At 71.9% G+C, this 24,951-nt stretch carries 29 protein-coding genes and 1 tRNA gene; 19 read left to right on the top strand and 11 right to left on the bottom strand.

Annotated elements, in window-relative coordinates; genetic code table 11:
* Window positions 1-212 precede the first annotated feature (212 nt).
* A complete protein-coding gene (locus tag AYX06_RS01610; RefSeq protein WP_232319368.1) occupies window positions 213-1,154 on the top strand; it encodes a DMT family transporter in 942 nt (313 codons plus the stop codon).
* 93 nt (window positions 1,155-1,247) lie between these two features.
* Here AYX06_RS01610 and AYX06_RS01605 read toward each other — a convergent pair whose 3' ends face one another.
* Together AYX06_RS01605 and AYX06_RS01600 are read right to left on the bottom strand one after the other, a co-directional pair.
* Entirely contained in the window at window positions 1,248-1,841 is a 594-nt protein-coding gene (locus tag AYX06_RS01605; protein WP_062733806.1) for a recombinase family protein, read from the bottom strand.
* A gap of 290 nt (window positions 1,842-2,131) precedes the next feature.
* Window positions 2,132-2,464: a hypothetical protein gene (locus AYX06_RS01600; RefSeq protein ID WP_062733804.1), complete on the bottom strand. Its 333-nt coding sequence runs from the start codon at window positions 2,462-2,464 to the stop codon at window positions 2,132-2,134.
* A gap of 608 nt (window positions 2,465-3,072) precedes the next feature.
* Here AYX06_RS01600 and AYX06_RS01595 point away from each other — a divergent pair.
* Window positions 3,073-3,687: a hypothetical protein gene (locus tag AYX06_RS01595; RefSeq protein WP_062733802.1), complete on the top strand. Its 615-nt coding sequence runs from the start codon at window positions 3,073-3,075 to the stop codon at window positions 3,685-3,687.
* A gap of 208 nt (window positions 3,688-3,895) precedes the next feature.
* On the opposite strand, the gene AYX06_RS20350 is transcribed toward AYX06_RS01595, so the two are convergent.
* The 3 genes from AYX06_RS20350 to AYX06_RS01580 all read right to left on the bottom strand — a co-directional run bounded on the left by AYX06_RS20350 (window position 3,896) and on the right by AYX06_RS01580 (window position 5,197).
* A complete protein-coding gene (locus AYX06_RS20350) occupies window positions 3,896-4,159 on the bottom strand; it encodes an ANTAR domain-containing protein (protein WP_062733799.1) in 264 nt (87 codons plus the stop codon).
* On the bottom strand, window positions 4,123-4,455 hold the full coding sequence (locus AYX06_RS20345; RefSeq protein ID WP_232319367.1) for a hypothetical protein: 333 nt from the start codon (window positions 4,453-4,455) through the stop codon (window positions 4,123-4,125). The genes AYX06_RS20350 and AYX06_RS20345 overlap by 37 nt, the downstream gene beginning before the upstream one ends.
* 145 nt (window positions 4,456-4,600) lie before the next feature.
* Window positions 4,601-5,197, bottom strand: a complete 597-nt coding sequence (locus AYX06_RS01580) for a recombinase family protein (RefSeq protein WP_062733795.1) — start codon at window positions 5,195-5,197, stop codon at window positions 4,601-4,603.
* 187 nt (window positions 5,198-5,384) lie between these two features.
* Here AYX06_RS01580 and AYX06_RS01575 point away from each other — a divergent pair, with 187 nt between their 5' ends.
* From AYX06_RS01575 to AYX06_RS01530, 10 genes are all read left to right on the top strand, one after another.
* The gene (locus tag AYX06_RS01575) at window positions 5,385-5,654 is read left to right on the top strand and encodes an Lsr2 family DNA-binding protein (RefSeq protein WP_232319366.1); all 270 of its coding nucleotides are present in this window, start codon (window positions 5,385-5,387) and stop codon (window positions 5,652-5,654) included.
* Between the two features lie 306 nt (window positions 5,655-5,960).
* Window positions 5,961-6,560, top strand: a complete 600-nt coding sequence (locus tag AYX06_RS01570) for a class I SAM-dependent methyltransferase (protein WP_198161408.1) — start codon at window positions 5,961-5,963, stop codon at window positions 6,558-6,560.
* Between the two features lie 466 nt (window positions 6,561-7,026).
* Window positions 7,027-8,202, top strand: coding sequence for a PP2C family protein-serine/threonine phosphatase (locus AYX06_RS01565; RefSeq protein WP_062733790.1), 1,176 nt, complete (start codon window positions 7,027-7,029; stop codon window positions 8,200-8,202).
* 225 nt (window positions 8,203-8,427) lie between these two features.
* A complete protein-coding gene (locus AYX06_RS01560) occupies window positions 8,428-9,303 on the top strand; it encodes an MBL fold metallo-hydrolase (RefSeq protein WP_062733788.1) in 876 nt (291 codons plus the stop codon).
* A gap of 71 nt (window positions 9,304-9,374) precedes the next feature.
* Window positions 9,375-9,737 (top strand): SpoIIAA family protein, encoded by a 363-nt coding sequence (locus AYX06_RS01555; protein ID WP_062733786.1) that lies wholly within the window; start codon window positions 9,375-9,377, stop codon window positions 9,735-9,737.
* Window positions 9,738-10,025: 288 nt separating this feature from the next.
* Window positions 10,026-10,688 (top strand): pentapeptide repeat-containing protein, encoded by a 663-nt coding sequence (locus AYX06_RS01550; RefSeq protein WP_062733783.1) that lies wholly within the window; start codon window positions 10,026-10,028, stop codon window positions 10,686-10,688.
* A 72-nt stretch (window positions 10,689-10,760) separates the two neighbouring features.
* Window positions 10,761-11,297: a GNAT family N-acetyltransferase gene (locus tag AYX06_RS01545; RefSeq protein WP_062733781.1), complete on the top strand. Its 537-nt coding sequence runs from the start codon at window positions 10,761-10,763 to the stop codon at window positions 11,295-11,297.
* A 40-nt stretch (window positions 11,298-11,337) separates the two neighbouring features.
* Complete coding sequence (locus AYX06_RS01540) at window positions 11,338-11,532, top strand: hypothetical protein (RefSeq protein ID WP_062733778.1); 195 nt, start codon at window positions 11,338-11,340, stop codon at window positions 11,530-11,532.
* A 21-nt stretch (window positions 11,533-11,553) separates the two neighbouring features.
* Window positions 11,554-11,877, top strand: coding sequence for a hypothetical protein (locus AYX06_RS01535; protein WP_062733766.1), 324 nt, complete (start codon window positions 11,554-11,556; stop codon window positions 11,875-11,877).
* Between the two features lie 6 nt (window positions 11,878-11,883).
* The gene (locus AYX06_RS01530) at window positions 11,884-12,741 is read left to right on the top strand and encodes a hypothetical protein (RefSeq protein ID WP_062733764.1); all 858 of its coding nucleotides are present in this window, start codon (window positions 11,884-11,886) and stop codon (window positions 12,739-12,741) included.
* Between the two features lie 74 nt (window positions 12,742-12,815).
* On the opposite strand, the gene AYX06_RS01525 is transcribed toward AYX06_RS01530, so the two are convergent.
* Window positions 12,816-13,592: an HAD-IIA family hydrolase gene (locus tag AYX06_RS01525; RefSeq protein WP_062733762.1), complete on the bottom strand. Its 777-nt coding sequence runs from the start codon at window positions 13,590-13,592 to the stop codon at window positions 12,816-12,818.
* A 114-nt stretch (window positions 13,593-13,706) separates the two neighbouring features.
* Here AYX06_RS01525 and AYX06_RS01520 point away from each other — a divergent pair, with 114 nt between their 5' ends.
* The 5 genes from AYX06_RS01520 to AYX06_RS19625 all read left to right on the top strand — a co-directional run bounded on the left by AYX06_RS01520 (window position 13,707) and on the right by AYX06_RS19625 (window position 17,239).
* Window positions 13,707-14,042 carry a hypothetical protein gene (locus AYX06_RS01520; RefSeq protein WP_062733760.1) on the top strand — a complete coding sequence of 112 codons (336 nt, stop codon included), beginning with the start codon at window positions 13,707-13,709 and terminating at the stop codon, window positions 14,040-14,042.
* Window positions 14,043-14,360: 318 nt separating this feature from the next.
* Window positions 14,361-15,479 carry an excalibur calcium-binding domain-containing protein gene (locus AYX06_RS20695; RefSeq protein WP_062733756.1) on the top strand — a complete coding sequence of 373 codons (1,119 nt, stop codon included), beginning with the start codon at window positions 14,361-14,363 and terminating at the stop codon, window positions 15,477-15,479.
* A 257-nt stretch (window positions 15,480-15,736) separates the two neighbouring features.
* Window positions 15,737-15,922 (top strand): hypothetical protein, encoded by a 186-nt coding sequence (locus tag AYX06_RS19630; RefSeq protein WP_147017581.1) that lies wholly within the window; start codon window positions 15,737-15,739, stop codon window positions 15,920-15,922.
* A gap of 171 nt (window positions 15,923-16,093) precedes the next feature.
* Window positions 16,094-16,672: a cupin domain-containing protein gene (locus AYX06_RS01505; protein WP_062733754.1), complete on the top strand. Its 579-nt coding sequence runs from the start codon at window positions 16,094-16,096 to the stop codon at window positions 16,670-16,672.
* A gap of 267 nt (window positions 16,673-16,939) precedes the next feature.
* A complete protein-coding gene (locus AYX06_RS19625) occupies window positions 16,940-17,239 on the top strand; it encodes a hypothetical protein (protein ID WP_062733753.1) in 300 nt (99 codons plus the stop codon).
* A 182-nt stretch (window positions 17,240-17,421) separates the two neighbouring features.
* On the opposite strand, the gene AYX06_RS01495 is transcribed toward AYX06_RS19625, so the two are convergent.
* Both AYX06_RS01495 and glgA read right to left on the bottom strand, forming a co-directional pair.
* Window positions 17,422-17,507 (bottom strand) — tRNA-Leu (locus AYX06_RS01495).
* A 127-nt stretch (window positions 17,508-17,634) separates the two neighbouring features.
* Window positions 17,635-18,828 carry a glycogen synthase gene (gene glgA, locus AYX06_RS01490; RefSeq protein ID WP_062733751.1) on the bottom strand — a complete coding sequence of 398 codons (1,194 nt, stop codon included), beginning with the start codon at window positions 18,826-18,828 and terminating at the stop codon, window positions 17,635-17,637.
* Window positions 18,829-19,040: 212 nt separating this feature from the next.
* Between glgA and glgC the strand changes: the two genes are divergently transcribed.
* The gene (gene glgC, locus AYX06_RS01485; RefSeq protein ID WP_062733749.1) at window positions 19,041-20,285 is read left to right on the top strand and encodes a glucose-1-phosphate adenylyltransferase; all 1,245 of its coding nucleotides are present in this window, start codon (window positions 19,041-19,043) and stop codon (window positions 20,283-20,285) included.
* A 51-nt stretch (window positions 20,286-20,336) separates the two neighbouring features.
* On the opposite strand, the gene AYX06_RS01480 is transcribed toward glgC, so the two are convergent.
* From AYX06_RS01480 to AYX06_RS01470, 3 genes are read right to left on the bottom strand one after another with little or no spacing between them, the layout of a single operon-like run.
* Window positions 20,337-21,191 (bottom strand): transglutaminase family protein, encoded by an 855-nt coding sequence (locus AYX06_RS01480; protein WP_062733746.1) that lies wholly within the window; start codon window positions 21,189-21,191, stop codon window positions 20,337-20,339.
* Window positions 21,188-22,114, bottom strand: a complete 927-nt coding sequence (locus AYX06_RS01475) for an alpha-E domain-containing protein (RefSeq protein ID WP_062733744.1) — start codon at window positions 22,112-22,114, stop codon at window positions 21,188-21,190. Before AYX06_RS01475 ends, AYX06_RS01480 begins: the two co-directional genes overlap by 4 nt.
* Window positions 22,108-23,727, bottom strand: coding sequence for a circularly permuted type 2 ATP-grasp protein (locus AYX06_RS01470; protein ID WP_062736816.1), 1,620 nt, complete (start codon window positions 23,725-23,727; stop codon window positions 22,108-22,110). Before AYX06_RS01470 ends, AYX06_RS01475 begins: the two co-directional genes overlap by 7 nt.
* 238 nt (window positions 23,728-23,965) lie before the next feature.
* Here AYX06_RS01470 and AYX06_RS01465 point away from each other — a divergent pair, with 238 nt between their 5' ends.
* Window positions 23,966-24,901: a glycosyltransferase family 2 protein gene (locus tag AYX06_RS01465; protein WP_084271384.1), complete on the top strand. Its 936-nt coding sequence runs from the start codon at window positions 23,966-23,968 to the stop codon at window positions 24,899-24,901.
* Window positions 24,902-24,951: the final 50 nt, after the last annotated feature.

The following is a 24,951-nucleotide window of genomic DNA, read 5'->3' as shown; positions in this document are numbered from 1 at the left end:
CTGTCCATCCCAGCCGCCCCGCCTGTTGAGGGGCCAGGTCCTAGGCTGGGTCGCCGGGACCAGCGCACCGGCCGGGCCGGTCCCGTTCGTGGGCTAATAGCAGGAGGACAACACCCGATGACAGCAGCACCATCGTGGGCAATAGCTACTGACGATCAGGGTCAGGGCGCCTCTCGTGCAGGGGCTTCTGGGCAGCCGGACAGGGACCGGAGGTGAACGCGGGCCGGGCGGAGGCGGTGGGGCCGGTGCTGGCGCTGATCCTGGCAACGCTGTTCTGGGCCGGAAACTACGTCGTGGGCGCCTTCGCGGTGAGAACGATGGATCCGCTGGAGCTCACCTACCTGCGCTGGGTCATTGCCGCCGTCCCGTTGCTGGTGATCGCCCAGGTCGTGGAGCGCCCGGACTGGGGCGCGGTGTGGCGGCGGTGGCCGGTGCACCTGGGGTTGTCGCTCAGCGGCATGATCGCCTACACGCTTCTCCTCTACGGAGCTCTCCGGCACACCAGCGCCATCGACGCCTCACTGATCAACGCGGCCAACCCCGCGGTGATCGCCCTGTGCGCCCTGGCGCTGTTCCGGGACCGGATCAGGCCCCGTGCGGCCACCGGCATCCTGCTCGGGCTGCTCGGGGTGCTCGTGGTCCTCACCGACGGCAACCTCCCGGCCGTGCTCGGCCTACAGATCAACCGCGGCAACGCCCTGATGCTCGCAGCGATCCTCGTCTGGAGCCTCTACACGCTGTTCGGGCGCCACCTCACCGGTTCACCACCGATCGCCTCCACCGCAGTGCAGGCCGTGCTCGCCGCGGTCGTGCTCACGCCCATGGCCCTGTGGTCCGGTGTGCACTGGCCGCAAGAGCACGAGGCCGCGTGGTCGTTGCTGTTCATCGGCATCTTCCCCTCCGTGGGCTCCTATCTGCTGTGGAACATGGCTCTGCGCAGGGTCCCCGCCGGCAGGGCCGGGGTGTTCCTCAACCTCATCACGGTCTTCACCGTGCTCATCAGCGTGGCCATGGGCGCCTCCCTGTCCCTGGCCCAGCTCGGGGGTGGAGCCCTGGTGTTCTGCGGCATCGCGCTCGTGAGCAGCCGACCCCAACCCGCTGCAGCGAGCACCCGGTCCATCGAGCCCACCACCGATCCACAGGACACGGTTTAGGAACAGCACATGTGTCGTCGAACGACGATGCCCGCACGGGAACGATCTACCGCAACATCCAACGGGAGAGCACACAAGCCGCCCGCTAAGAGCTCAGATGGTCGTTGTCTGCGGAAGCTCCCGGATCCGCCGGTACAAGGTCGCGCGGGACATCCCGAGATCGCGGGCCACCTGAGTGGCCGGCTCTCCGCCCTCGATCAGCCGCAGGGCGTTGCGGATCTGGGAGTCGGTGAACGTCTGGCGGCGGCCACCCAGGTCCTTGCCGGCGGCCCGACGTTTAGCCACCGAGTCGGTGATCCGCTCCCGCTTGATCTCCAACTCCATCTGCGCCAGGGCGGCCATGACGGTGAAGACCATCGACCCCATAGGAGTGGCCGTGTCCACGTCTCCCCCACCGAGGTTCAGCACCCGCAACCCCGCTCCCCTGCCCCGCAGCGCTTCGGCGAAGGCGAGCATATTCTGCGTCGACCGACCCAACCGGTCCAGCGTGGTGATGACCAAGGTGTCGCCTTCCTCGAGGGCGGCCACCGCCTTATCGAAGGCCGGACGGGACGCGCGCCCTCCAGACACTCCACTGTCGACATACACGTCATCGCGCCGCACGCCGGCATCCAGAAGGTCAGACACTTGACGGTCGGCGTCCTGCTGGCGCGTCGACACTCGTGCGTACCCGATCAGCTTCCCCAAGTTCACTCCATCTGTCTCGCAACCAACGTTGAGTAGCCAATTCTAGGGGTATGGATAAAGCACAAGGATGCGAGACAGACCGAACCGCGGAAACATGCGGGGGCAAATTCTCGTGACGAGACGTCTCGCATCCCTTGACCTGCGATACGCACCAACGCACCGACAGCTTCTAAGACTTCGTCTCGCCCGCGGGTGCACACCACCCGATGCAGCGTCAGTCAGTGCACCGTTCATAGGTTCACTACCGGGAGGTGTTCAAACCCCAATCGCCTTCGGCCTACGAGATCCGATCACCCGGTGTCCTGCACGGCATCGCACAGCGCCGCTTCGGCCCCGAGCGGCGCGGGCCAGGTGTGCGGTGCGGGTCTTGGGGTCGGTGTCATGACCGGCTGCCACCAGGGCCGGCGGGTGGACAGGCTCGTCTGAACCGTCGGGGCCGGGATCGCATTGGGGTGGTGCTGGGCGGCTCGGGAGCCAGGCGTGGACGCTGCCGTGACCTCGGCGCGGTAGTGGGCCACCAGTTCCGACACCCTGGAGCGGCTGCCCTGGAACCGGTGGGCGGCCTCGGCCTGGGACATCGCCCCGGCGACCACCGCCAGGATGGTCGCTTGGTTCTTCTGCACTCCCGCACGGTAGGAGCGGTGGTTCCGATGTCCCAGGACAGCTGTTTCCTATCCACTGACACCGGACACCTTCGGGCGCACCACACACGAGTTCCCTCTCCGGCGTCCTTGCCGGAGGCGGCTCCCGTGCATCCAAGGCCGAACGGTGCACGTTGCATTTGTCCAAAGATCCGAATTTCTTTGCAAATTCCTGCATTTGCACTTGTTATTGATCGGACGCGGCGGTGCACCCGCTCGCAATATCGGATCACGCGGTCAGGATGCCGCCGCCGGGCACGGGTTCCGGCGACGCCGCGAGACGGCTGCGACGTGACGGACTGCCCCGACCGTCCCCTCCGCGTGGGACCCGCACCCACCCGGAAGGCCGCTGTGACCTGCACCGTCGCACGGACGGTGCAGCAGCACCCCGACGACCGGGGTGGGCCCGCGCCGGCCGAGCCGCCGGAACGGCCGCGCACGGTCTGTGCCACCGCGTCCTCCCTTCACAGCATTCGCATCGGCAATTCTTAACTTTAAGAAATTTACTGGTGCACATGAATGTGCCGCTCCTAGCCTGATCCCACCGGATTCACCTTGGGGAATCAGGTTCATTCACGAGGGGGAACACCATGAAAGATCTGCGGCACACTCTGGCCGGCGCAGCCCTGGCGGGCATGCTGGTGGTGAGCGGCTTCTCCGCTCCGGCGTTCGCGGGGGGCGACAACGGGCACGACAAGGGCGGCCACAGCCACCACGACGAGGACGAGCGCAAGAACGGCGAGGTCGACGTCGTCGTGAAGTACTACCACCACGGCGAGTGGAAGGTCAGGGAGTACAACGACGTCGAGCTCAAGAAGGCCGCCTCCATGGCCAAGGAGAAGGCCGACGGCGGCGACTGGCACAAGTACTACCGCGACGCCAAGTACAGCGACCGGACCGACAAGACGGTCAAGACGGTCGACAAGAAGGGGCTCAAGGTCCTCTTCAAGCAGGACGACGACGACGCGCGCAAGAACGGCGAGGTCGACGTCATCGTGAAGTACCGCCACCACGGTGAGTGGGAGTCCAAGAGGTACTACGACGTGGAGCTGAAGGAGGCCGCCTCCATCGCCAAGGACAAGGCCGACGGCGGCGACTGGCACAAGTACTACCGCGACGCCAGGTACACCGACAAGACCGACAAGACGGTCAAGACGGTCGACAAGAAGTGGGTCAAGGTCCTCTTCGAGCAGGACGACGACTAGGACCCCCGCCCCCGCGGCTGAGTTCGTGGCGTGATCGACGAGGGTGCCCGTCCGGTGGACGGGCACCCTCGGCCGTGGCGGCCCGCAGGTCCCGCGGCCGGCCGGCCCGCGACGCTCTCGACGCTCTCGACGGCGCTGGGCGGCCCTCGGAGCGCTCTCTCCCCGCCAGTGGATGCGCCGCTCCCCCGCGCCGGGCTGCGGCCGCGGCTCATCGCTCGCCGACGGAGTACGGGGTGGCCAGATGCAGGGCGGTGTCCCGCAGGCCGGGCAGGTTGCCGGTGGTGGTCAGGTGTTCGGCCACGGCCCGGAGTTTGGTGGTGGTGCGGGAGCTGGCCCGGGTGAGCAGCAGGAAGGCCTGCTGGTCGGTGATCTTGTAGTGCTCCATCAGGATGCCCTTGGCCTGGCCGATCAGATCCCGGGTGGCCAGGGCCTCTTTCAGGCCGCTGATCTGCTGGGCGTCGGCGAAGGCCACCGGTCCTCGACGGAGAAGTCCGGGACTCGCTCGACCTTCTTCTCCCAGGCGGCGTCCATGCACGGGCCCTGACCGGCCTTCTGCTGCATCCGGTCCACGGCCGCCGGCAGGGCGGAGGACGGGGCGTGGGAACTGATCGTCCTGCGGGCTTCGACCACGGAGATCGAGGCCTCCGCCGCCCCGGGGATCAGGTCCAGGGCCGCGGCGACCATGGTGGCCAAGGTGGCCTCGAAGTCCTCCTCGTCCTGCAGGGACCGGGCCAGCTCGCTCAGCTGGGACGCCAGATCCCCGTCCACGGTCATTCCATGCTGACCGCCGGAGGGATCGGGGTGCGGCTGCGTCGGTGCGTGTATGCACCCCAGTGCCCACGAACCCAGGCCCGGGCAGACAGCGCCGCCGTGAACCCGAAGCTCATTGCCCGCAACCACCTCGGCGGTCTGGTCAGTCGACCGACTCCCGCTGGGCTTCGGCAGCAGTGACCGGCGTGGCCGTCACCGCCTCGGCCGGCCGGGGCGGGAGGTGGCGGTAGAGGGTGGTGCGAGTGATCCCCGTCTTGGCCACGATCTCCGCCATCGTGTGCCCGGCTTCGCGCAGATGCGCCGCGCAGGCCAGCTTGTCCGCATCCACCACCGAGGGCCGTCCAATCCGCCGGCCTTCGGCCGCGGCCACCGCCCTTGCATGGGCGGCCCGCTCCAAGGTGTAGGTACGCTCCATCTGCCCGAACAGCGCCAGCAGCACCACCGCCAGCTGCGCCATCGGATCGTTCGGGTTCGTGGAGTCCACCTGGATCGGGTCCGCCAGATTGCGCACCCCAACCCCATGCTCGGCCAGATCCTGGATCAGGTTCAACGTGTCGCGCACCGTGCGCCCGAGCCGGTCCAGGGTGTGCACCACGATCACATCGCCCTCCCGGGCGTAGGCCAGCGCTGCGGAAAGGCCGGGGCGGTCGGCGGTGGCCCCGGACCTCTTGTCCACATAGATCCGTTCGGGCGCGATCCCCACCGCTCGGAGGGCGTCAATCTGTCGGTCCAGGTCCACGACGAGGAGACCACCACCACCACCGAAGCCGACTGACCGTCGAGCCGGCGCCCTCGACCGCCACCGGCACCTGGCTTTGCGCTCCAGACGGCGTCCCTCCCTCACTGCGAGATAACGAAAGGAACGGCCCTCAGGGCCCAGAAGGTCGGGATCCAGCTGACGGACGACCTCGACGGCGTCCCGGCTGATGAGACCGTCCGTCACCTTTGCCCTGGACGGGCGCGACTACGGGATCGACCTGTCGGCCGCCAGCGCCCAGCGGCTGGGCAAGGCGCCGGGCGCGTTCGTTGCCGCCTCCTGCAAGGCCAACGACATGGGGCGCCGCAAGCACACCAGGACCGCCCGCAGCTCCGGCGGTGATGTCGCCGAGCCCCTGGCGATCCGTGCCTGGGCACAGAAGCACGGCCACCAGGCCTCCGACCGCGGCCGCATCTCCGCTCAGCTCCGTGAGTTGTAGTACGCGGCCGACGACGGTCCGCCGTGAGGTCAGCGCGGTACCGCCACACCGGGCCGCAGCAGTACCGCACTCCTTCGGGCCCCCTCGCCCGCTCCGGGGAATGCGCTGCCTTCCAAGGTCCGCCCCGCCCCGCCCATGCGCTCTGCCGGGGCCGGCCTAGGAGGCCTCGGCGGATACACGGTGACGGGACTGCTGAGGACCCTCATGCCTCCTGGCTCCGGAGGGCGAGGCCTGGCGGTAGGCCAGGAGCCGAGGTGGGCACGGCTTCACCTGTACCCTGACGGGGTGGTGGAACAAAGCGTGTGGATGACCAAGGTGCAGGCCGACCCCGGACACTCGGCCTGGTACGTCGACCGGTTCCGGAACCTGGCCGCCGCCGGAGAGGACATCGTCGGGGAAGCCCGGATGATCGACACCATGGTTCCCCGCGGAGCACGGATCCTCGACGCCGGTTGCGGAGCCGGCCGCAATGGCGGCTACCTGCACCACACCGGGCACACCGTCGTCGGGGTCGACGTCGATCCCACCCTCATCACCGCCGCCCGCACCGACCACCCCGGCCCCCAGTGGATCATCGGAGATCTGGCCGAACTCGACCTGCCCGTCCGCGGGATCCCCGAGCCCTTCGACATCATCCTGTGCGCCGGCAACGTCATGACCTTCCTGGCGCCGAGCACGCGCACCGACGTGCTGCGGCGCTTCCACCAGCACCTGAGTCCGGCAGGGCGCGCGGTCGTCGGGTTCGGTGCTGGGCGCGGCTACCCCTTCGCCGAGTTCCTCACCGACGCCGAGCGGGCCGGGCTGGTGCCCGACCTGCTCCTGTCCACCTGGGACCTGCGGCCGTTCTCGAAGGACAGCGACTTCCTCGTGGCCGTGCTGCGCGCCACCACGGCCCCGCAACCCTGAGACCGGAACCACCGAGCTGGACCTCGAGCAGCCCGGCACCACGCTCCTGGTGCCGGCTGCCGAGCACCGAGCTCCGGGGCAGCACGAACCGCCGGCCCCACCCCCCGACCGCCTGACGAACCACCCGACACAAGGCGTCTCGCATCCGATGAGCTGCGAGGTGACCACCTCCGGTCAACACGTCCTGCCGTCCAAGCTCCCTGGCCGGAAGCGTGGCCGCAGCCACCGCATGGATGCGAGGGTCAGGCCAGTCACCACCAGAGCAGTGACATCGAACTGCCGCCCGTCACCGGGCCGGTCCAACCGCCCGTCCGGTCCTCAGCGCAGGTGTGACAACGGCCTGTGCTTCCCAGCCGGGCCCCGCGGCACAGCAGCGTCGCGCCGGCGTCGCCGAGTCGAGGCCCATGGCGGAGACCGTCGACGTGGCGGCGCGGCACGCGCGACATCGGTCGGTAGCGTGGGCCCTATGCGCATGCACATCGATCAGCAGGAACAGGCGCGGGTCGCGGCCCTCCACGACCTCAGAATCCTGGACACGCCGCGGGAGGAGCGCTACGACCGTGTCGTCCGCATCGCGCGGGAGGTCTTCCAGGTGGCCGCCGCCGCGGTCAACCTGATCGATGCGGAGCGCCAGTTCACCAAGGCCGAAGCCGGGCTGCCGGGCCTCGTGCACACCCCGCGCGCCGATTCCTTGTGCAGCCACACCGTCGCCCGTGACGCGCCGCTGGTCGTGCCGGACGCGGCCGTCGAGGAGCTGTTCCGCGGCAATCCGTTCGTGACCGCCGATCCGCCGGTGCGCTTCTACGCCGGGCAGCCACTGCACGCCCCCGGTGGGGAAGCCGTGGGCTCGCTGTGCCTGGTCGACCATCAGCCCCGGCAGCTCACCGACCGGGAGCGGCGCCTGCTGGCCGAGCTGGCCGGGTGGGTGGAACGCGAGCTCGCCGCCCAGGGAGAGCTCGACCGCGCCGAGCAGATCCAGCAGATGCTCATGCCCAAGACCGATCCAGCGCTTCCGGGGTGGGAGATCGCCGGGCGCTGCACCGCCGCGCAGTCGATCGGCGGGGACTTCTACGACTGGTTCCGCAACGGAGACCGGCTGCAGCTCACGCTGGCCGACGTGATGGGCAAAGGCATCCCGGCGGCGCTGCTCTCCGCCTCGGCGCGCGCGGTGCTGCGCGGGACCTTCCAGTACAACGAGCCGGCCGAGGCGATCGCCCGTGCCACCGGGGCCCTGGACCCGCTGCTGGAGGAAGCCGGAGCCTTCGTCACCGTCTTCACCGCCCGCCTGTCCTCCACGACCGGTGTGCTCGAGTACGTGGACGCCGGTCACGGTCTGGCACTCGTCCTGTGCCCCGACGGCACCCACCGGCGCCTGGAGACCTCGGGACCGCCCCTGGGCGCAGTGCCCGGGGCGCAGTGGCGGATCCACACCACGGCACTGGAGGCCGGGGAGACTCTGCTGGTGGTCTCCGACGGGTTCCTCGACTACTTCGCCGGCATCGACGAGGGGATCGCGAGCGCCGCTGCGGCGAACGCCACGGCGGCCACGGCCGCAGAGCTGGTCGAACGGTGCGCCGGCTACGCCAGGTCCGCCGGTCTCGACGACGACTCCACTGTGCTCGCCCTGCGGTGTACGGACTGAGACCGGGCCGGGACCCGCCGCACACCGGCCGCAGGGTCGCGGTGGGCCCCCGCACCTCCTCCAGGGGCGTCCGCACGAGGCGCAGCGTTCAGCTCCAGCCGACGCGGGCAGGCCGGTCCGCCGACGTGCCGAGCATCCTGACGACGCGCCCTCCGACCGGGAGGAGCGAACGGGGCGCAGACTGGAGTCGGAACACCCCGACGTCCCCCAGGAGCCCCGCATCCCATGACCCGCTGGATCACCGCCGCCAACACCCACGACCTCGGATACGGCACCACCCTGGTCACCGGCCCGGGATCGAACTGGCTGATCCTGCGCGACGGGGCGTCCTACACGCTGATCGACTGCGGCTACCCCGGTGATCGGAGCCTGGTGGACGCCTCCATCCACGCCGCCGGCGCCACCGGTCTGCCCGAGGCCGTGGTCGTCACCCACGCCCACGGCGACCACATCGGCACCCTCGGCCGCTACATCGCCGCCGGGGTGCCGGTGCACTGCGCGGCCGCCGAGATCCCCAACATCACCGGGGCCTCCCGGGAGCAGATCGGCCCGGAGGAGTCCCTGCCCCGCGCGGCGTGCTCGCTCGGCTGGGCGAAATGGTCCCTCCACGCCCTGCGCGCCGGGGGTCTGAAGGACGTCACCGTCGAGGAGAGCGCCGTCACCCCGTTCGGCCCGGCCACGGAGGTGCTGGACCTGCCCGGCTCCCCGCGGCCGGTGGCCACCACGGGACACACCTCCGGGCACACCGCCTACCTGGTCGGTCACACCGGGATCCTCGCCGCGGGCGACGCCGTGGTCACCGGGCACCGGACCACCACGGCGGACGGGGTGCCGCACCTGCTGCCCGCCCCGTTCCACCACGACCCCACCACCGCCGAGAACGCGGCTCGCACGCTGCTCTCCGGAGTGGATTTCGAGGTCCTGGCCCCGGGCCACGGCCCGCAGGTGCGCGTGCCCACCGGTCGGCGCCTGGCGATCCGCCAGGACATTGGCGCCCTCACCGCTGAGCGGCGGGGGCTGCTCGCAGCGGACGCCCGGCGGGACCGAGCCCCCGGTGGGCGCCCTCGTGCCCCGGGGCGTCACGGCTCGGCCACCTGTTGAGCGCCGGCACCACCGGTCCTAGCCTGGATACCGCAGATCCGCTCCGCCGCGACCCGGGAGGAGAGCCGGCCATGCTGGAGACCACGGTGCAGTCCGGCACCAACATCGTCACGATCAACGCCCACGGCGGGATCACCGCCGCGGACATGCAGCACATGCGCGAGGTCCTCGACGAGGTCATCCGCGAGCACGACAGCGTGCGAATGGTCGCGGTCCGGGGCGACATCGACTTCGCCGACATCTCCCCGAGGGCGCTGTGGCTGGACCTGAAGTCGGCCGGATACATCAAGAAGCTCGAGCGTCTGGCGGTGGTCACCGACGTCGACTGGGAGGCGAAGGTCTCCGAGTGGACCACCGAGCTCCTCCACGTCCCCACGCGCCGGTTCCACCTCGACGAGCGCACCGCGGCACTGGCCTGGATCAGCCAGCCCTGACGCACACCGCCCGCGGACCGCGCCGACCCGGCCGGAGTAGCTCGTCACGGCCCGCCGGCACGACGACCGGCCCGCACGTCCGCTGCGGCGCCGCAGCTCCCTCCTCGCGGCACCCCGTCCGCGTCCCGGCGCTCCGGGTTGCCGCAGCGAGCGCTCCCTGACGGCCGCGCACGCCGACCTCCCCGCCGGCTGACGCCGACTCGCCGCCGCCCTCGAGCGGCGCCGGGTGTCCCGCGGCCTGACCGCTCACGTCCCCCACCGGCCGCGGCAGGCACTACGGTGAACGGCATGGCCCGACGGAACACTCCTGCTCCCCCGAGACTGCGCTCGCCCCGGCTCCCCGAGCTCTCCGCCGCCGACGGGGTCGAGGTCCTCGCCCACGGCACCTACGAGGCGCTGGCTTTCGCCGAGGACGACCTCACGGGGACGGACCTGTCCGACGTCGGATTCACCGACTGCTCTTTCACGCGGCTCAACATCCACGAGCTGGAGCTCACCGACGGCCGGATCACCGACTCACAGCTCACGCGCCTGGACATCCCCACGGTCTCGGCCGCCTACGCCACGCTGCGCACCGTCGTGCTCGAGGACTCCCGGCTGGGGGTGCTGCAGTGCATCGAGGGCACCTGGGACACCGTGCGGATCACCGGGTGCAAGCTCGGCTACGTGAGCCTGCGCGGCGCCACGGTGCGGGACGTGGTGTTCGAGGACTGCGTCCTCGGCGAGCTGGATCTGACCGGCGCACGCGCTGAGCGGCTGGCGTTCCCGGGCTCCGAGCTGGCGGTCCTGGACGTCTCCGGCGCCACACTGGTCGACGTCGACCTGCGCGCGCTCGACCTGCCTGACATCACCGGCCTGGCCCATCTGCAGGGCGCGGCGCTCAACCACCTGCAGCTGCAGCAGCTGGCCCCTGCGCTGGCCGCCCACCTGGGCATCCTCGTCGAGGACTGACGACCCAGCCGGGCCGCCCGCAGGACTCGACGCCCCCTACAGGTCTACGGCCGGTGCCGTTACGATCGCCCCATGTCCTCCCCCGGCATCGACATCCGCCCCGCCACCGCCGAGCTCTACCGGCAGGTCGCCCGGGGCCGGGAGCTGTCCCGCGCGCAGTTCACGGCGTGGCTGGACACCACCACGGTCGCGGTGACGCACGGGGACGTCGTCGGGCTGTGCCACGGCAACCACGCCTCGGCGACCTGGCAGAGCTTCGTCGTGGAGCCGGAGCCGCCGCTGGAGTGGCGGTGCAGCTACCTCGACACCCTCGTCGTGGCCCGTTCGCACCGGGGCCACGGCGTCGGGGCGGCGCTGCTGGAGCAGTTCCTGGACGCCGCACGTGCGGCCGGCAACACCTGGGTGGTGCTGCGGCCGGTGCCCGCCGATCCGCGGGAGGGCTTCGACGAGCTGTTGGCCTTCTACGGGGCGTTCGGCTTCGTGCCGCTGCGACACCGGCTGACCCACGGGCTGACGAACGCCCTGGTGCTCGGCCGTGCCCTGGTCGCCCGCCCCGGCCACGTCGTCCGGCCGCTGGAGGTCGACGCCACGGTCCCCGGCGCACGCTGATCGTGGTGGCTCGGCGGCGGCGCCGCAGTACATTCGGAGCATGAGCATCGTCGTCCCCGCCGCCGCCGGCCTCGTCGAGCCCGGCTCACCGGCCAGCATCGTGCTGTTCGCCCTGGTGAGCCTGGGCGTGATCGGCCTGGTCGTCACGATCCTCCTGCGCACCCGCCGTCGACAGCGCGACGTCCCGCCCCGTCCCCGCGGGGAGGACCGCGACCCGGGCGCCGACGGCGACTGAGCCCACCCGGTAGGAGCCGCTGTGCCCGACGACAGCATCGTCGCCCTCGAGGCGCTCATCCTCGCCCTGCCGCTGCTGGGCCTGCCCGCGCTGATCATCGCCCAGCTCGTCGTCGAGGCCCCCGTGCTGCGCCGGGAACCGATCCCACCTCGGCGCCGCACCGCGGCGACCGTGCTCGCCGTCCTGTCGCTGCTCGCCGCGGCCCCGCTGCTGCTCATGGCGTGGTTCCTCGGACTGTTCGGTCTCCTGCTGCTCGGGGGCCTGGCGATCCCGGCGGTCCTCACCCTGGTCCGCCTGAGCCGGCTGCCACCCCCACCGGTGCCGGGAACTCCTCGGGGAGCCTGACCCGCCATGGACCTTCCCGGGGTGCTCGCCGGGCGGCACATCGTGCGCGGCGCGGCGTTCGGCGCGGCCGCCGGAGCGGTGCTGGCGCTGTTCACCCGGAACGGGCACGCCATCGACCTCGGCGTCCTCGTCGGGGTCGCGCTGGAGCTGCTCCGGGCCCGGGTGCGTGGTGACCTGACGGCGCCGGCGGCCGAGAATGGATCCATGACCAGCACCCCGCCCAGCCGACGCCTGGATCCGCTGCAGACGGGCTTGTTCTGCGGGCTGGCCGTCGGGGTGGTCGTCGCCGCGCTCACCCGTCAGCTGTTCTGGATCGCGGCCTGCACGGGTTGCGGCGCCGGCGTGGGCTGGCTGCTCGGGAGGACGCGCCCCCGCCCGCACGAGGACGGGAGCGGCCCCCGGGACGGTCGAGCCCGGGCCGGCGGCGCGCAGCGCGAGGACGAGACGGACGATCAGGACCGTGTGGCGGGACTTCCGGTGCCCGCCCGGCGCCGGGCCGCCGTGCCGCCGCCGGAGCCGGGTCCCACCAGCGACCCCGAGCCCGAGGTGATGGCCCGGGCACGCGACGAGGACCTGCTCAACGGGGTCTTCATCCTGGTGCTCTACAACCACCGCCACGCCCGCCCGGTCCGCCCGGGGAGGGAACCGGTCGACATCCGCGCGGCCCTCAGTGATCTCCACGACGAGGCGGCGATCGAGGACGCGATCCTGCGCACCGAGGAGCTGCTCGCCCACGCGGTGGATCTGGCCTACGGCGCCCGGGACGCCCACGACGACCGGGTGGAGCTGCAGCTGGCCCACCCCGGGTTCAGCCCCGAGCACCTGTCCCGGGCGCTGAACTGGGGCCACCGCACCGCGCGCTGAGTCCCGGCGCAGGACACGAGGAGTCGGGATGGGGCGGCGTCGAACGCTCGACCCCGCCGCGGCGGCGAGCTGTGTCAGACGAGCTCGATGACGTCGGCGATCGAGTCCAGCACCCGTCCGGGGCGGTACGGATACGTGGTGATGTCCGCCGCCTGGGTGGAGCCGCTCAGCACCAGGATCGTCTCCAGCCCGGCCTCGATGCCCGCGACGACGTCGGTGTCCATCCGGTCACCGATCATCACCGTGGTCTCGGAGTGGGCCTCGATCCGGTTCATCGCGCTGCGGAACATCATCGGGTTGGGCTTGCCCACGAAGTACGGGACGGCCCCGGTGGCCCGGGTGATCAGGGCAGCGACCGCCCCGGTCGCCGGCAGCGGACCCTCCGCCGAGGGCCCGGTGGAGTCCGGGTTGGTCGCAATGAAGCGTGACCCCGACTCGATCAGCCGGATCGCCTTGGTGATGGACTCGAACGAGTAGGTCCGGGTCTCTCCCAGGACCACGTAGTCGGGGCTGACATCGGTGAGGGTGTAGCCGACTTCGTACAGCGCGGTGGTCAGACCCGCCTCACCGACCACGTACGCCGACCCGCGAGGGACCTGGTCGGCGAGGAACCCCGCGGTGGCCAGCGCCGAGGTCCAGATCGACTCCTCGGGGACGGTCAGGCCGCTCTTCGCCAGCCGGGCGGCGAGGTCGCGGGGAGTGTAGATGGAGTTGTTGGTGAGCACCAGGAAACGGCGCTCCCGGTCGACGAGTCTCTGCAGGAAGTCCGCAGCGCCGGGAAGGGCCTTGTCCTCGTGGACGAGGACCCCGTCCATGTCCGTCAACCAGCACTCCGGGTGGGACCGGTCCATCACCACTCCTCGTCTCCAGGATCTCGTGGGCAACCTTCCACGATGCTACTGCCAGGACGGGCGCCGGCTGCGGCCAGGGGCTTCTGCCGGGCCGTCCGAGGCATCATGGACGCCATGAGCGCCACCGGCTCCCCCGCCGACACCACACCTGCGCGCACGGCGCTCCTGGTCGTGGGTGTCCCGGTGCTCGCGCTGTCCGGGCTGATCGCCACGACCGGGGCGCTGCTGGCCCTGTACCTGCACCTCGGGGGGTTCGGCGGCCCGCCGGACGAGTCGTCGGACGGGGTCTACACCGCCGCACTGGTGGCCGGAGCCGCCGCCGGACTGGTGCTGCCGGCGTTCATGGCCCGGATGCTGGTCCGCGGTCGCTACCGCGCCGCCGCGGCGACCCTGGCCGTCACCGCGGCGGTCGTCGCGGTGGTCGCGGCGCTGTTGGGCACCTGGGGCTGACCGTCCGTTCCCCGACGTCCGCCCAGAGGTGGGCCCACCGGTCCGTGCGCGCATCCTGCTACGACGGTCGCCGGAGTGAATGCGGCGACCTCCTGGGTGCGGGACGGGCAGGTGCCGCTGTCCCGCGCGCACCCGACGGCCGCTGGAGCCGGAGGTCGCCCGGCGTCAGGTCACGCGTGTCGGATGACGGGCGGGGGCGTCACATCGGGCGCGCGTTCGCTTTGGTGACCAGCCGGTAGGAGGATGGAGGACGTCTCGATCCCCCGCGCCGCCCACCCCCAGATCCCCGGGCCCCCGGCGCCCTCCCCCAGGAGCGACATGACCCTCCCCCTCCCCTCGCCCGGCCGCGCCCGCGGCCGCACCGCCGCGGCCTGGACCTCGGCGGCCATGGCCCTGGCCCTGCTCACCGGGTGCTCCACGTCCGTGGCCGACCCCGGTGCCGACTCCGACGCCACCGCGAGCGCGACCACCACGCCCGCGGCCCCCAGCACCCCCGCCGAGACCGCCTCCGCCACGGCCGCGCCGACGGCGACGGCCGCGCCGGCGGCTGCCTCCTCCGAGGCGCTGAGCGCGCTGAACGGACTCAAGGTCGCCGCCCGCGGCACCATGTCCGACTACGACCGTGAGGGACTGTTCGGCGGGTGGATCGACGCCGACGGCGACTGCGAGGACACCCGCCAGGAGATCCTCAACCGCGACCTCCGCGACGTCGTCTCCGCCGACGGGTGCCGGGTCGACTCCGGGGTCCTGGACCCGGACCCCTACACCGCCACCACCATCGACTTCGTGCGCGGCCCGGCCACATCCTCCGACGTGCAGATCGACCACGTGGTCTCACTCGGCAACGCCTGGGTCACCGGGGCCCGCCGGCTCACCCAGGACCAGCGCGTGGAGCTGGCCAACGACCCGCTGAACCTGCTGGCGGTGGACGGGCCGACCAACCAGGCGAAGTCGGACAAGGCCGCCGATGCGTGGCTGCCGCCGAACGTGGACTTCCGGTGCGAGTTCGTCGCCATCCAGATCGCGGTGAAGGCCAAGTACGACCTGTGGGTCACCGCCCCGGAGAAGACCGCGATGTCCGAGGTGCTCGCCGACTGCGCGGGCCAGGAGCTCCCCACCGGCGCGGTCCTCGCCGACATCGCCGCCACGGCCCCGGCCCCGGTCGAGGAAGCCCCCGAGCCGGCCCCGGTGCAGGAGGCCCCGGAGCCCGAGCCCGTTCCCGCAGCGCCCGAGCCGGTCGCCCCGGAACCGGCCCCGGTGGCTCCGGCGCCGGTCGCCCCTGCCCCGGAAGCCGAGCCGGTCCCGGCAGCACCGGCCGTCGGGTTCGCCAACTGCACGGAGGCCCGGGCCGCCGGTGCGGCCCCGCTCCATGTCGGTTCCCCGGGCTACGCCCCCAAGCTGGACCGCGACGGCGACGGGGTGGCCTGCGAGGGCTGAGCACGGCCTCACCAGCACGAAGCCCCGCTGCTCCGCGGCCCGACCGGGACCGGGAGGGCGGGGCTTCACCGGTCACCCGGCCGCTGCTCGGGTGGAGCGGGAGACGCCGGCCGCGGCCGCGGTCGACATCGTCGGGGTCGTCCTCCCGGCTCCGGGTCCGGGGCGCCGCGCGCCCGGGTCGGGCCGCAGCCACGACGGCCCCGGTCATAGACCGGTCGCGTCTGGAACACCTTCGCGGCGCGTGCCATCATGCCCGCATGACGCACATGAGGAAGAACGTGACCGCTCCGGCTCGCCACCAGACTCCCCTTGCCGAGGAGCTCCGCGTGCCGTTCTGGATCGTGCTCGCCGGGGTGGGCGCCGGCGCACTGTGGGCGCTGGCGGGCGTGGTCGTCGGCTCCTGGGTGCGCAGCCGCGGCCTCCGCGCTCGCGGCGCTCACTGACCGGTTCCCTTCGCGACGGCTCCCCGGCTGGAGCCGGTGGCCCGTCGCGCCCGACGAACGCGGCGCCGCCCCGCTGGGGCCGTCCCGGGTTCCACGGTCGTCACGTGGCCGGCGCCGCCACCGGCGAGCGTAGCGTGGAAGAGGAACGGGACTCACGAACGGGGACTTCCGATGCGCCCGACCGACACGGAGATCGACGAGCTGCTCGCCACGCGCACCACCCACCGGAGCACGTTCCAGGACGACGCGGTCACCTTCCTGCGCACCAGCGCCGAGACCGGTGGGGAGTACACCCTCGTCCACCTCGTGGCCGGGCCCGGGGCCGGTGTGCCCCGGCACTACCATCTGCACTCCTCGGAGCACTTCGAGGTCCTCGAGGGCGCCCTGACCGTCGAGGTCGCCAGACAACCCCATGTCGTGCTGCCCGGGGAGGAGGCCACGGTGCCGGTGAACACCGTGCACCGGTGGGTGAATCAGGGCTCGTCCACGGTGCGGGCCCTGGCGGAGATCACTCCGGCCAGCGAGGGGTTCGAGAAGGGGTTGCCGATCCTCTACGGGTTGGCCGGCGACGGGCGGTCCTCCGCCAAGGGGGTCCCGCGCGACCCGCTGGTGACGGCGTGGATCACAGAGCTCACCGACATGCGCCTGCCCGGGATCTCCCGGGTGGCCGGGCCGGTGATCCACGTCCTGGCGCAGCGGGCCCGGGCCCGGGGCCTGGACCGGGAACTGGAGCAGCGGTACTGCCGCTGACGGCCGGCCGAGCACCTGGCAGGACTCCCCGCTCCGTCCGCACCCGCGGGTCGAGCCCCGGCTGCAGGGCCCGCCACGTCGTCCGTCGCGGCGGAGTCCGGACCGGGGCGCGCCGCGCCCGTTTCCGCCTCCCGGCCGCCGATAATGGTGCCGGTGGGCACCGCGGTCCCGCGCTCACCGCCCCCTTCCCCATCGGCCTCTCCTTCCCCGGAGGTACCCCATGCCCGATTCCTCCTGCTCGCGCCTCCACCCAGCAGGCGGCACCCGATGATCCTGCCGCTCTTCGAGCCCGCCCTGCCCGCCCTGCTGGCCGCCACCGGATCCATCCTGGCCGCCGCCGGGCTGCTGATCATCGCCGGCCGCCGACGCCGACGCTTCGTGGCCGTGGGCGCCGTCATCCTGGTGGCCGGCGTGGCGATCATCTCCCCGTCCGCGACCTCGCACACGGCCCGGACCACGGTGACCGCCGCCTCCGAGGCGATCACCGGGCTCACCGGTCGCGCCGAGCCGGAACCGGACCCGACGGACGGGGAGATCGTGGCCGTGGAGACACGGGCGGCTCCCTGAGAACCGCTGCGGCGCGTCCCCGCCCGGGGGCGCGCCGCAGCGCAGCCCCGGTCAGTGGTCCGAGCTTCTGTGCACGCCGTCCGAGGCCGGCCACGGCGACGACAAAAGCCCCGCCGTCGGCAGGAGTTCTCTTCCTGTCGACGACGGGGCTTCCGTCTCCGGCCTGGTCCGGCCGGTTCCTGTGCGCGAGGGGGGACTTGAACCCCCACCCTCTAATACGAGGACTAGCACCTCAAGCTAGCGCGTCTGCCTATTCCGCCACCCGCGCGAGTGGATCCAGGAGGAACGTCACACCGTTTCCGGCCGTTCTTTCCTGAACGCAACAGGAAATAATTTACCACATGCCGGCCCGCAGTTCACATCGGGGCCGGCGGCGCCGAAGCCGCCCGAGCGGCTCACAGCACGGAGCGGTAGACCTCCACGGTCCGCTCGGCGATGGACTCCCAGGAGAAGTGCTGCTCGGCGCGGCGGCGGCCGGCCGCGCCCATCTCGCGGGCCCGCGCCGGGTCGGTGACCACGTCGGTGAGGGCGGCGGCGAAGTCGGCCACGAACTTCTCCGGGTCCAGGGGCGTGCCGGTGCCGTCCTGGACCTGCTCGAGCGGCACCAGCCGGCCGGTCTCGCCCTCGACGACGACCTCGGGGATGCCGCCCGTGGCCGAGGCGACCACGGCGGTGCCGCAGGCCATGGCCTCGAGGTTGACGATGCCCAGCGGCTCGTAGACCGAGGGGCAGGCGAAGGCCGTGGCGCCGGAGAGGATCTGGACGATCTCCCGGCGCGGCAGCATCTTCTCGATGAGCACCACGCCGGAGCGGGTGGCCTTGAGCTCGTCGATCAGCGCGTTGACCTCGGCCCCGAGCTCCGGGGTGTCCGCCGCGCCGGCGCACAGCACGAGCTGGACGTCGTCGGGCAGCTGGGCGGCGGCGCGCAGCAGGAAGGGCACGCCCTTCTGCCGGGTCACCCGGCCCACGAAGGCCACCGAGGGCTTGGCGGGGTCGATGCCGTAGGACTCGAGGACGTCGGTGCCCTCGTCGGGGACCCACTGGCTGACGTCGATGCCGTTGTGCACGGTCCGCACGCGATCGGGGTCGACCTCGGGGTAGGAGCGCAGGATGTCGTCGCGCATGCCGTCGGAGACGGCGATGATCGCGGCGGCGGCCTCGTAGGCGGTCTTCTCCACGAACGAGGACACCGCGTAGCCGCCCCCGAGCTGCTCGGCCTTCCACGGGCGGAGGGGCTCGAGCGAGTGCGCGGAGAGCACGTGCGGGATCCCGTACATCAGCGACGCCAGGTGCCCGCCCATGTTGGCGTACCAGGTGTGCGAGTGGACCAGGTCCGCGCCGGCGATGTCGTCGATCATGGCGAGGTCCACGCCGAGGGTCTGGATCGCGGCGTTGGCGCCGCTCAGGTCCGCGGGCACCGGATAGGCCTGGACCTCCACGCCGTTGACCCGCGGCTCGCGCGGCGCGCCGAAGCACCGCACCCTCAGGTCGACCAGCGGGGCCAGGACCCGCGAGAGCTCGGACACGTGGACTCCGGCGCCGCCGTAGATCTCGGGCGGGAACTCCTTGGACAAGATATCGACTCGCACGGTCCCGAGCGTACTGCAGGATCGCGGCGTTGCCACGGGCGCGCCGCCGCGCGGGGCCGAGATCCCCAGTTCTGGTGACACATCGGCACGGCTGTGTCCGGGATCGCACGGCGTCCGGCGTGTTAAGACACAATGAAGGCGCCTGTCGAGTGGTTCCGCACCGCGAGGCGGAGAGGTTGCGCCCGTTGCCGTCGAAGTCAGAGAGGTCCTCCATGCCCCACCGTAAGAAGGTACTCGCCATCGTTTTGGCCGGAGGCGAGGGCAAACGCCTCATGCCGCTGACCGAGGACCGCGCCAAGCCCGCGGTGCCCTTCGGGGGCAGCTATCGGCTCATCGACTTCGCCCTGTCCAACATCGTGAACTCGGGCTACCTGCAGGTCGTGGTGCTCACCCAGTACAAGTCCCACTCCCTGGACCAGCACGTCTCCCAGACCTGGCGGCTGTCCACTCAGCTGGGCAACTACGTGGCGACCGTGCCCGCGCAGCAGCGCCGCGGCAAGGACTGGTTCCTGGGCTCGGCCAACGCGATCTTCCAGTCGATGAACCTCGTCGACGACGCCCGCCCGGACATCGTGGTGGTCGTCGGCGCCGACCACGTGTACCGGATGGACTTCTCCGCGATGGTCGACTTCCACGTGACGTCCGGCGCGCGGGCCACGGTGGCCGGCGTGCGCCAGCCCATGGAGATGGTCACCTCCTTCGGGGTGATCGAGACCGACCCGCAGGACGTCACGAAGATCACCCGCTTCGTGGAGAAGCCGGAGACCACCGCTCCCCTGCCGGACGACCCCAACGCCTTCCTGGCCTCGATGGGCAACTACGTCTTCGACACCGACGCCCTCGTCGAGGCGCTGCGGGCGGACGAGCTCAAGGAGGGCACCAAGCACGACATGGGCGGGGACATCATGCCCTGGTTCGCGGACCGGGGCGAGGCCGCCGTCTACGACTTCACGCACAACGACGTGCCCGGCTCCACGGACCGGGACCGCCAGTACTGGCGTGACGTGGGCACCCTGGACTCCTACTACGACTCGCACATGGACCTGATCCGCCCGCTGCCGGTCTTCAACCTCTACAACTACGCGTGGCCGATCTACACGCACGAGCTGCAGGCCCCGCCGGCCAAGCTCGTGCGCGGCCCGCACGGGGAGGGCGGACTGACCACCGACTCGATCCTCTCCGCCGGGGTGCTGGTCACCGGCGGCCGGGTCTCCGAGTCGGTGCTCTCCCCCAAGGTGCTGGTCAACAACGACGCCACCGTTAACCAGTCCGTCCTGCTGCCCAACGTCCAGGTGGGCGAGGGCGCGGTGGTCGAGCGGTGCATCCTCGACAAGAACGTCGTGGTGCCGCCGGGCGTGCAGGTGGGCGTGGACCGCGAGCTCGACCGCTCGCGGGGTCTGACGGTCACGCCGTCCGGGCTCACGGTGGCCCCGAAGAACTTCCGCTTCGAGCTGTAGCACCGACGACGCAGCCGCCCGCCCTCCCGGGGGTGGGCGGCTGCGTCGTGCTCAGGCGGTCTGGGTGACCTCGACCGTGACGTCGAGCCCGGAGGTCCCGCCCCCGCCGGTGACCATGCCCTTGAGCGGGGTGACGTCGGTGTAGTCGCGGCCGCGGGCGACCGTGACGTGGAAGTCCGTCAGCCGCGTGTGGTTGGTGGGGTCGTAGGCGTACCAGCGGTCGTTCCACCACTCGATCCAGGCGTGGGACTCCCCCGGCACGGTCCGGCCGATGCCGGCCTGGTAGTCCGGGTGCAGATATCCCGAGACGTAGCGGGCGGGGATCCCGATGTGCCGCATCATCCCGATGGCCACGTGCGCGAGGTCCTGGCAGACGCCCTTGGCCTCCCGCCAGGCGGCCTCCGCGTCGGTGTGCACCCCGGTGACGCCCGGGACGTACTGCATGTGCGAGGCGATCCCGGCGAAGATCGCCGCGGCCGCCGCGGCCGGGTCCGGGGACTGCGCGCGGATCTGCTCGGCGACCTTCTCCAGCTCGGGCCCGATCCGGGTCAGCGCCGTCTGCGGGACGTGGTCGGAGACCGCGTCCAGCACCTCGGGCACGGCCAGCTCCTCCCAGCTGAGCCCGTCGGCGGCCTCGTCCCCGGGGCGGCGGTTGACCTCGACGGTGGCGGAGGAGCGGATCTCCAGGTGGCGGTGCCGGCCCTGGATGTCGAAGGCGGCCACCCGGGTGCCCCAGTAGTCCCGGTAGTTGCTGAGCGTGGCGATGCCCGGGCTCAGCGTCAGCTCCGCCTCCAGGACGATCTGCTCGTCGTCGGTGATGGGCGTCATCCGGGCCTCGTTGTAGGACTTCGAGACGCTGTCGTTGTAGTCGTATCGGGTGACGTGGTCGATCTTGAGCCGGGTCACAGCATGCCTCCGAACCAGGACGCCTCGAGGGCGTGCGAGAAGTACTTGGCGCCCACGGACTCCGACGCCCTCGCGCACGCGGCCTGGACGTTGTTCAGGTGCTCGGGCAGCACCGCGATGAGGTCCTCCGCGTGGTGGAACTCCAGGGCCGTGCGCGCCTCGCCGATGATCCGCCGGGCGTCGTCCTTGAACCCGACCCGCTGGATGCCCGGCTCCAGGTTCACGAGGATCTCCTCGGCCGTGGTGAGGGCGTGCAGGATGGAGCGCGGGAAGAGCCGGTCCAGCAGCAGGAACTGCGTGGCCGACTCGTCGCTGAACGTTCCGTAGCGGGTGCGCAGGAACGCCTCGTAGGCCCCGGCGCAGTGCAGGATCGACACCCAGGACATCCCCGAGGTGGACGTGGAGCGGGTCCACAGCAGCCGCGAGGTCATGTCCGCCCGCTCGATCGCGGCGCCCAGGGACAGGAACATCCACGACTCGTCGTGGGACATGGTCATCTGCACCTGCCCGCGCACGGTGGCCATCCGCTCCACGGTCCAGTGGCAGACGCGGAAGGTGCCGACCACGTCCCGGCGGTGCTGTCCCAGGCCGTAGTAGGTGGAGTTCAGCGACTCCCACATGGCCGAGGAGACGGTCTCACGGGCGCGGCGGGCGTTCTCCCGGGCCGCGTGCAGGGAGCCGGAGATCGAGGTGAGGCAGTCCTTGTTCCAGGCGAGCTCGTGGATCATCGACCGGACGCTGTAGTCCCCGTCGGCGGGCTCCACGCCCATGACCGCCATGATGCGCCGCACCTCGGCCTCCTGCTCCCCCACGGGCAGCTGGGTGATGCGCTCGAGGTGGACGTCCAGGATCCGGGCGACGCCGTCGGCGCGCTCGACGTAGCGCCCGATCCAGAACAGGGACTCGGCGATCCGGCTCAGCATGAGGGCTCCTCTCCGGTGCGGGTCGTGGGGGCGGCGGCCCGCCCCTGCTGCTGCTGCTGCTGCTGGTCGCTGTCCGCCTCGTCCTGCCAGGACGCGGACACCGGCCAGGTGTGCACCGAGGAGTCCACGTCCGGCGGCGGCGCCTGGCCGGGGTCGAGGTCCTGGGTCTGGGGCTGGCCCAGCACCCAGGTGTCCTTCGAGCCGCCGCCCTGGGAGGAGTTCACGATCAACGACCCCTTCTGCATCGCCACGCGGGTCAGCCCGCCGGGCAGCACGTAGACGTCCTCGCCGCTGTTGACCGCGAAGGGGCGCAGGTCCACGTGGCGGGGGCTGAACTCCCCGTCCGCGAACGTCGGCACGGTGGACAGCTGCAGCACGGGCTGGGCGATCCACCCGCGCGGGTCGGCGAGCACCTTGGCCCGCAGCTCCTCCAGCTCGGCCGCGGTGGCCTGGGGGCCGATCACCAGGCCCTTGCCGCCGGAGCCGTCCACGGGCTTGACCACGAGCTCGTCCAGGTGGTCCAGGACGTAGGCGCGGGCCTCGTCCTCCTCCAGCCGGTAGGTGTCCACGTTGGGCAGCACCGGTTCCTCGCCGAGGTAGTAGCGGATCAGCTCGGGCACGTAGGAGTAGGTCAGCTTGTCGTCGGCCACGCCGTTGCCGATGGCGTTGGCGATGGTCACGTTGCCGGCCCGGGCGGCGTTGACCAGCCCGGAGCAGCCCAGCGCGGAGTCGGAGCGGAAGTGCAAGGGGTCCACGAAGTCGTCGTCGATGCGCTTGTAGATCACGTCCACGCGCTGCTCGCCGTCGGTGGTGCGCATGTAGACCTTGTCCCCGCGCACCACGAGGTCGCGGCCCTCCACGAGCTCCACGCCCATCAGCCCGGCCAGCAGGGTGTGCTCGAAGTAGGCGGAGTTGAACACGCCCGGGGTGAGCACCACGACCACCGGGTCCTCGGCCGCCTCGGGGGCGGTGGCGCGCAGCGCCCGGTAGAGGTGCCGGGGATAGGCCTCCACGGCGCGGATGGGCTGGGACATGAACGCCTCGGGCAGGCCCTTGGCCATGGCCCGCCGGTTCTCGATCACGTAGGAGACCCCGGAGGGCACGCGCACGTTGTCCTCGAGCACCCGGAACACGCCCTGCTGGTCGCGGACCACGTCGATGCCGGCCACGTGGATCCGCACCCCGCCCGGCGGCCGGAAGCCCCACACCGCGCGGTGGAAGTGCGCGGAGGAGGTGATCAGCGCCCGCGGCACGATCCCGTCGGCCACCACCCGCTGCTCCCCGTAGACGTCGTCGAGGAAGCACTCCAGCGCCCGGACCCGCTGCTTCACGCCCCGCTCGATGACGTCCCACTCCCCGGCGGTGAGCACGCGCGGAACGATGTCCAGGGGGAAGGGCCGCTCCTCCCCGGCGAAGTCGAAGGTCACGCCGCGGTCGAGGAAGGACCGGGCCATCGAGTCGGCCCGGGTGTTGACGTCGCTGAGGGACAGCTCGCCCAGCACGCCGCCGATCCGCTCGTAGCCGGGCCGGGCCCGCTGGTCCGCGGTGAACATCTCGTCGTAGGCCGCCGCGCCGGACATGTCGGCGGCGTAGTGGTCGAACAGGTCGGGCAGGTCGGGCATGTCGGGCGATCACACGCCTTTCGGGATCGTGGCGGTCTGTACCCGCAGTATGGACGCGCCGTATTTCGCAGTGGTAACCGGGATGCCGAGCGTTCTTCCGATTCTGTCACGCGCCGTGCCGCGGGACCGGGCGGGACGTGCCCCTACGATGGGATGGCGCGCCCGCCCGACGCGGACGCGACGCCGCTCCGGCCGACCGGGCGCGGCGGGCCCGAGCGGAGAGGAACCGATGGACGCCCCGGACCCCCAGCACCGCGTCACCGTGGTCGTGGCGACCCGCAACCGGCGGGAGGAGCTCGTCGAGCACCTGGGACGGCACGAGGGGCCCGTGATCGTCGTCGACAACGCCTCCACGGACGGCTCCGTCGAGGCGGTGCGCGCGGCGCACCCGCACGTGCGGGTCGTGCCCCTGCCGCGCAACGTCGGGGCGGTGGCCCGCACCGTGGGCGTGCGCCTGGCCCGCACCCCCTACGTGGCCTTCGCCGACGACGACTCCTGGTGGGCCCCCGGCGCGCTCGCCCGCGCGGCCGCCGTGTTCGACGCCCATCCCCGGCTGGGCCTGCTCGCCGGGTCGATCGCCGTGGGGCCCGAGGAGCGTCCCGACCCGCTCAACGCCGTGCTGGCGGCCTCCCCGCTGGGCATCCCCCCGGGGTGCCCGGGCCCCGCGCTGCTCGGCTTCGTGGGCTGCGGGGCGATCGTGCGCCGCTCGGCGTTCCTGGAGGTCGGCGGCTTCGACGACGTCGTGCGCTTTCCCGGCGAGGAGGAGCGCGTGGCCCTGGACCTGTTCGACGCCGGCTGGCGGCTGGCCTACGTCCCGGAGATCCGGGCCCACCACCACCCCTCCCCGCACCGGGAGACCAGCGACCGCCGCCGGACCGAGCTCGTGCGCAGCCGCCTGCTGACCGCGCTGATGCGCCGGTCCTGGCGCGCCGTGGGCCGGGAGCTGCGGGACGCCCTGCGCGCCGGGCGCACGGGGCGCCGCGGCGTGCTCGGGGCCCTGCCCCGGGTCCCGGCCGCCCTGCGGGCCCGCCGCCGCGTCTCTCCCACCACGGAGGCCGCGCTGGCGCTGCTGCACGCACCGGCCACCACCGACCCGACCGCCACCGACCCGACCGCCACCGATCCGACCGCCACCGATTCCACTGCACCGGAGGACAGCCCGTGACCGAGACCGCCCCCACCCCCGCGACCGGCACCGGCCCCGACGAGCGCGTG

The organism is Kocuria turfanensis (assembly GCF_001580365.1).
In the GTDB taxonomy this organism is placed as follows: domain Bacteria; phylum Actinomycetota; class Actinomycetes; order Actinomycetales; family Micrococcaceae; genus Kocuria; species Kocuria turfanensis.
Note: the sequence above shows the minus strand (reverse complement) of the source record. Positions and strands in the feature narration are given on the sequence as shown.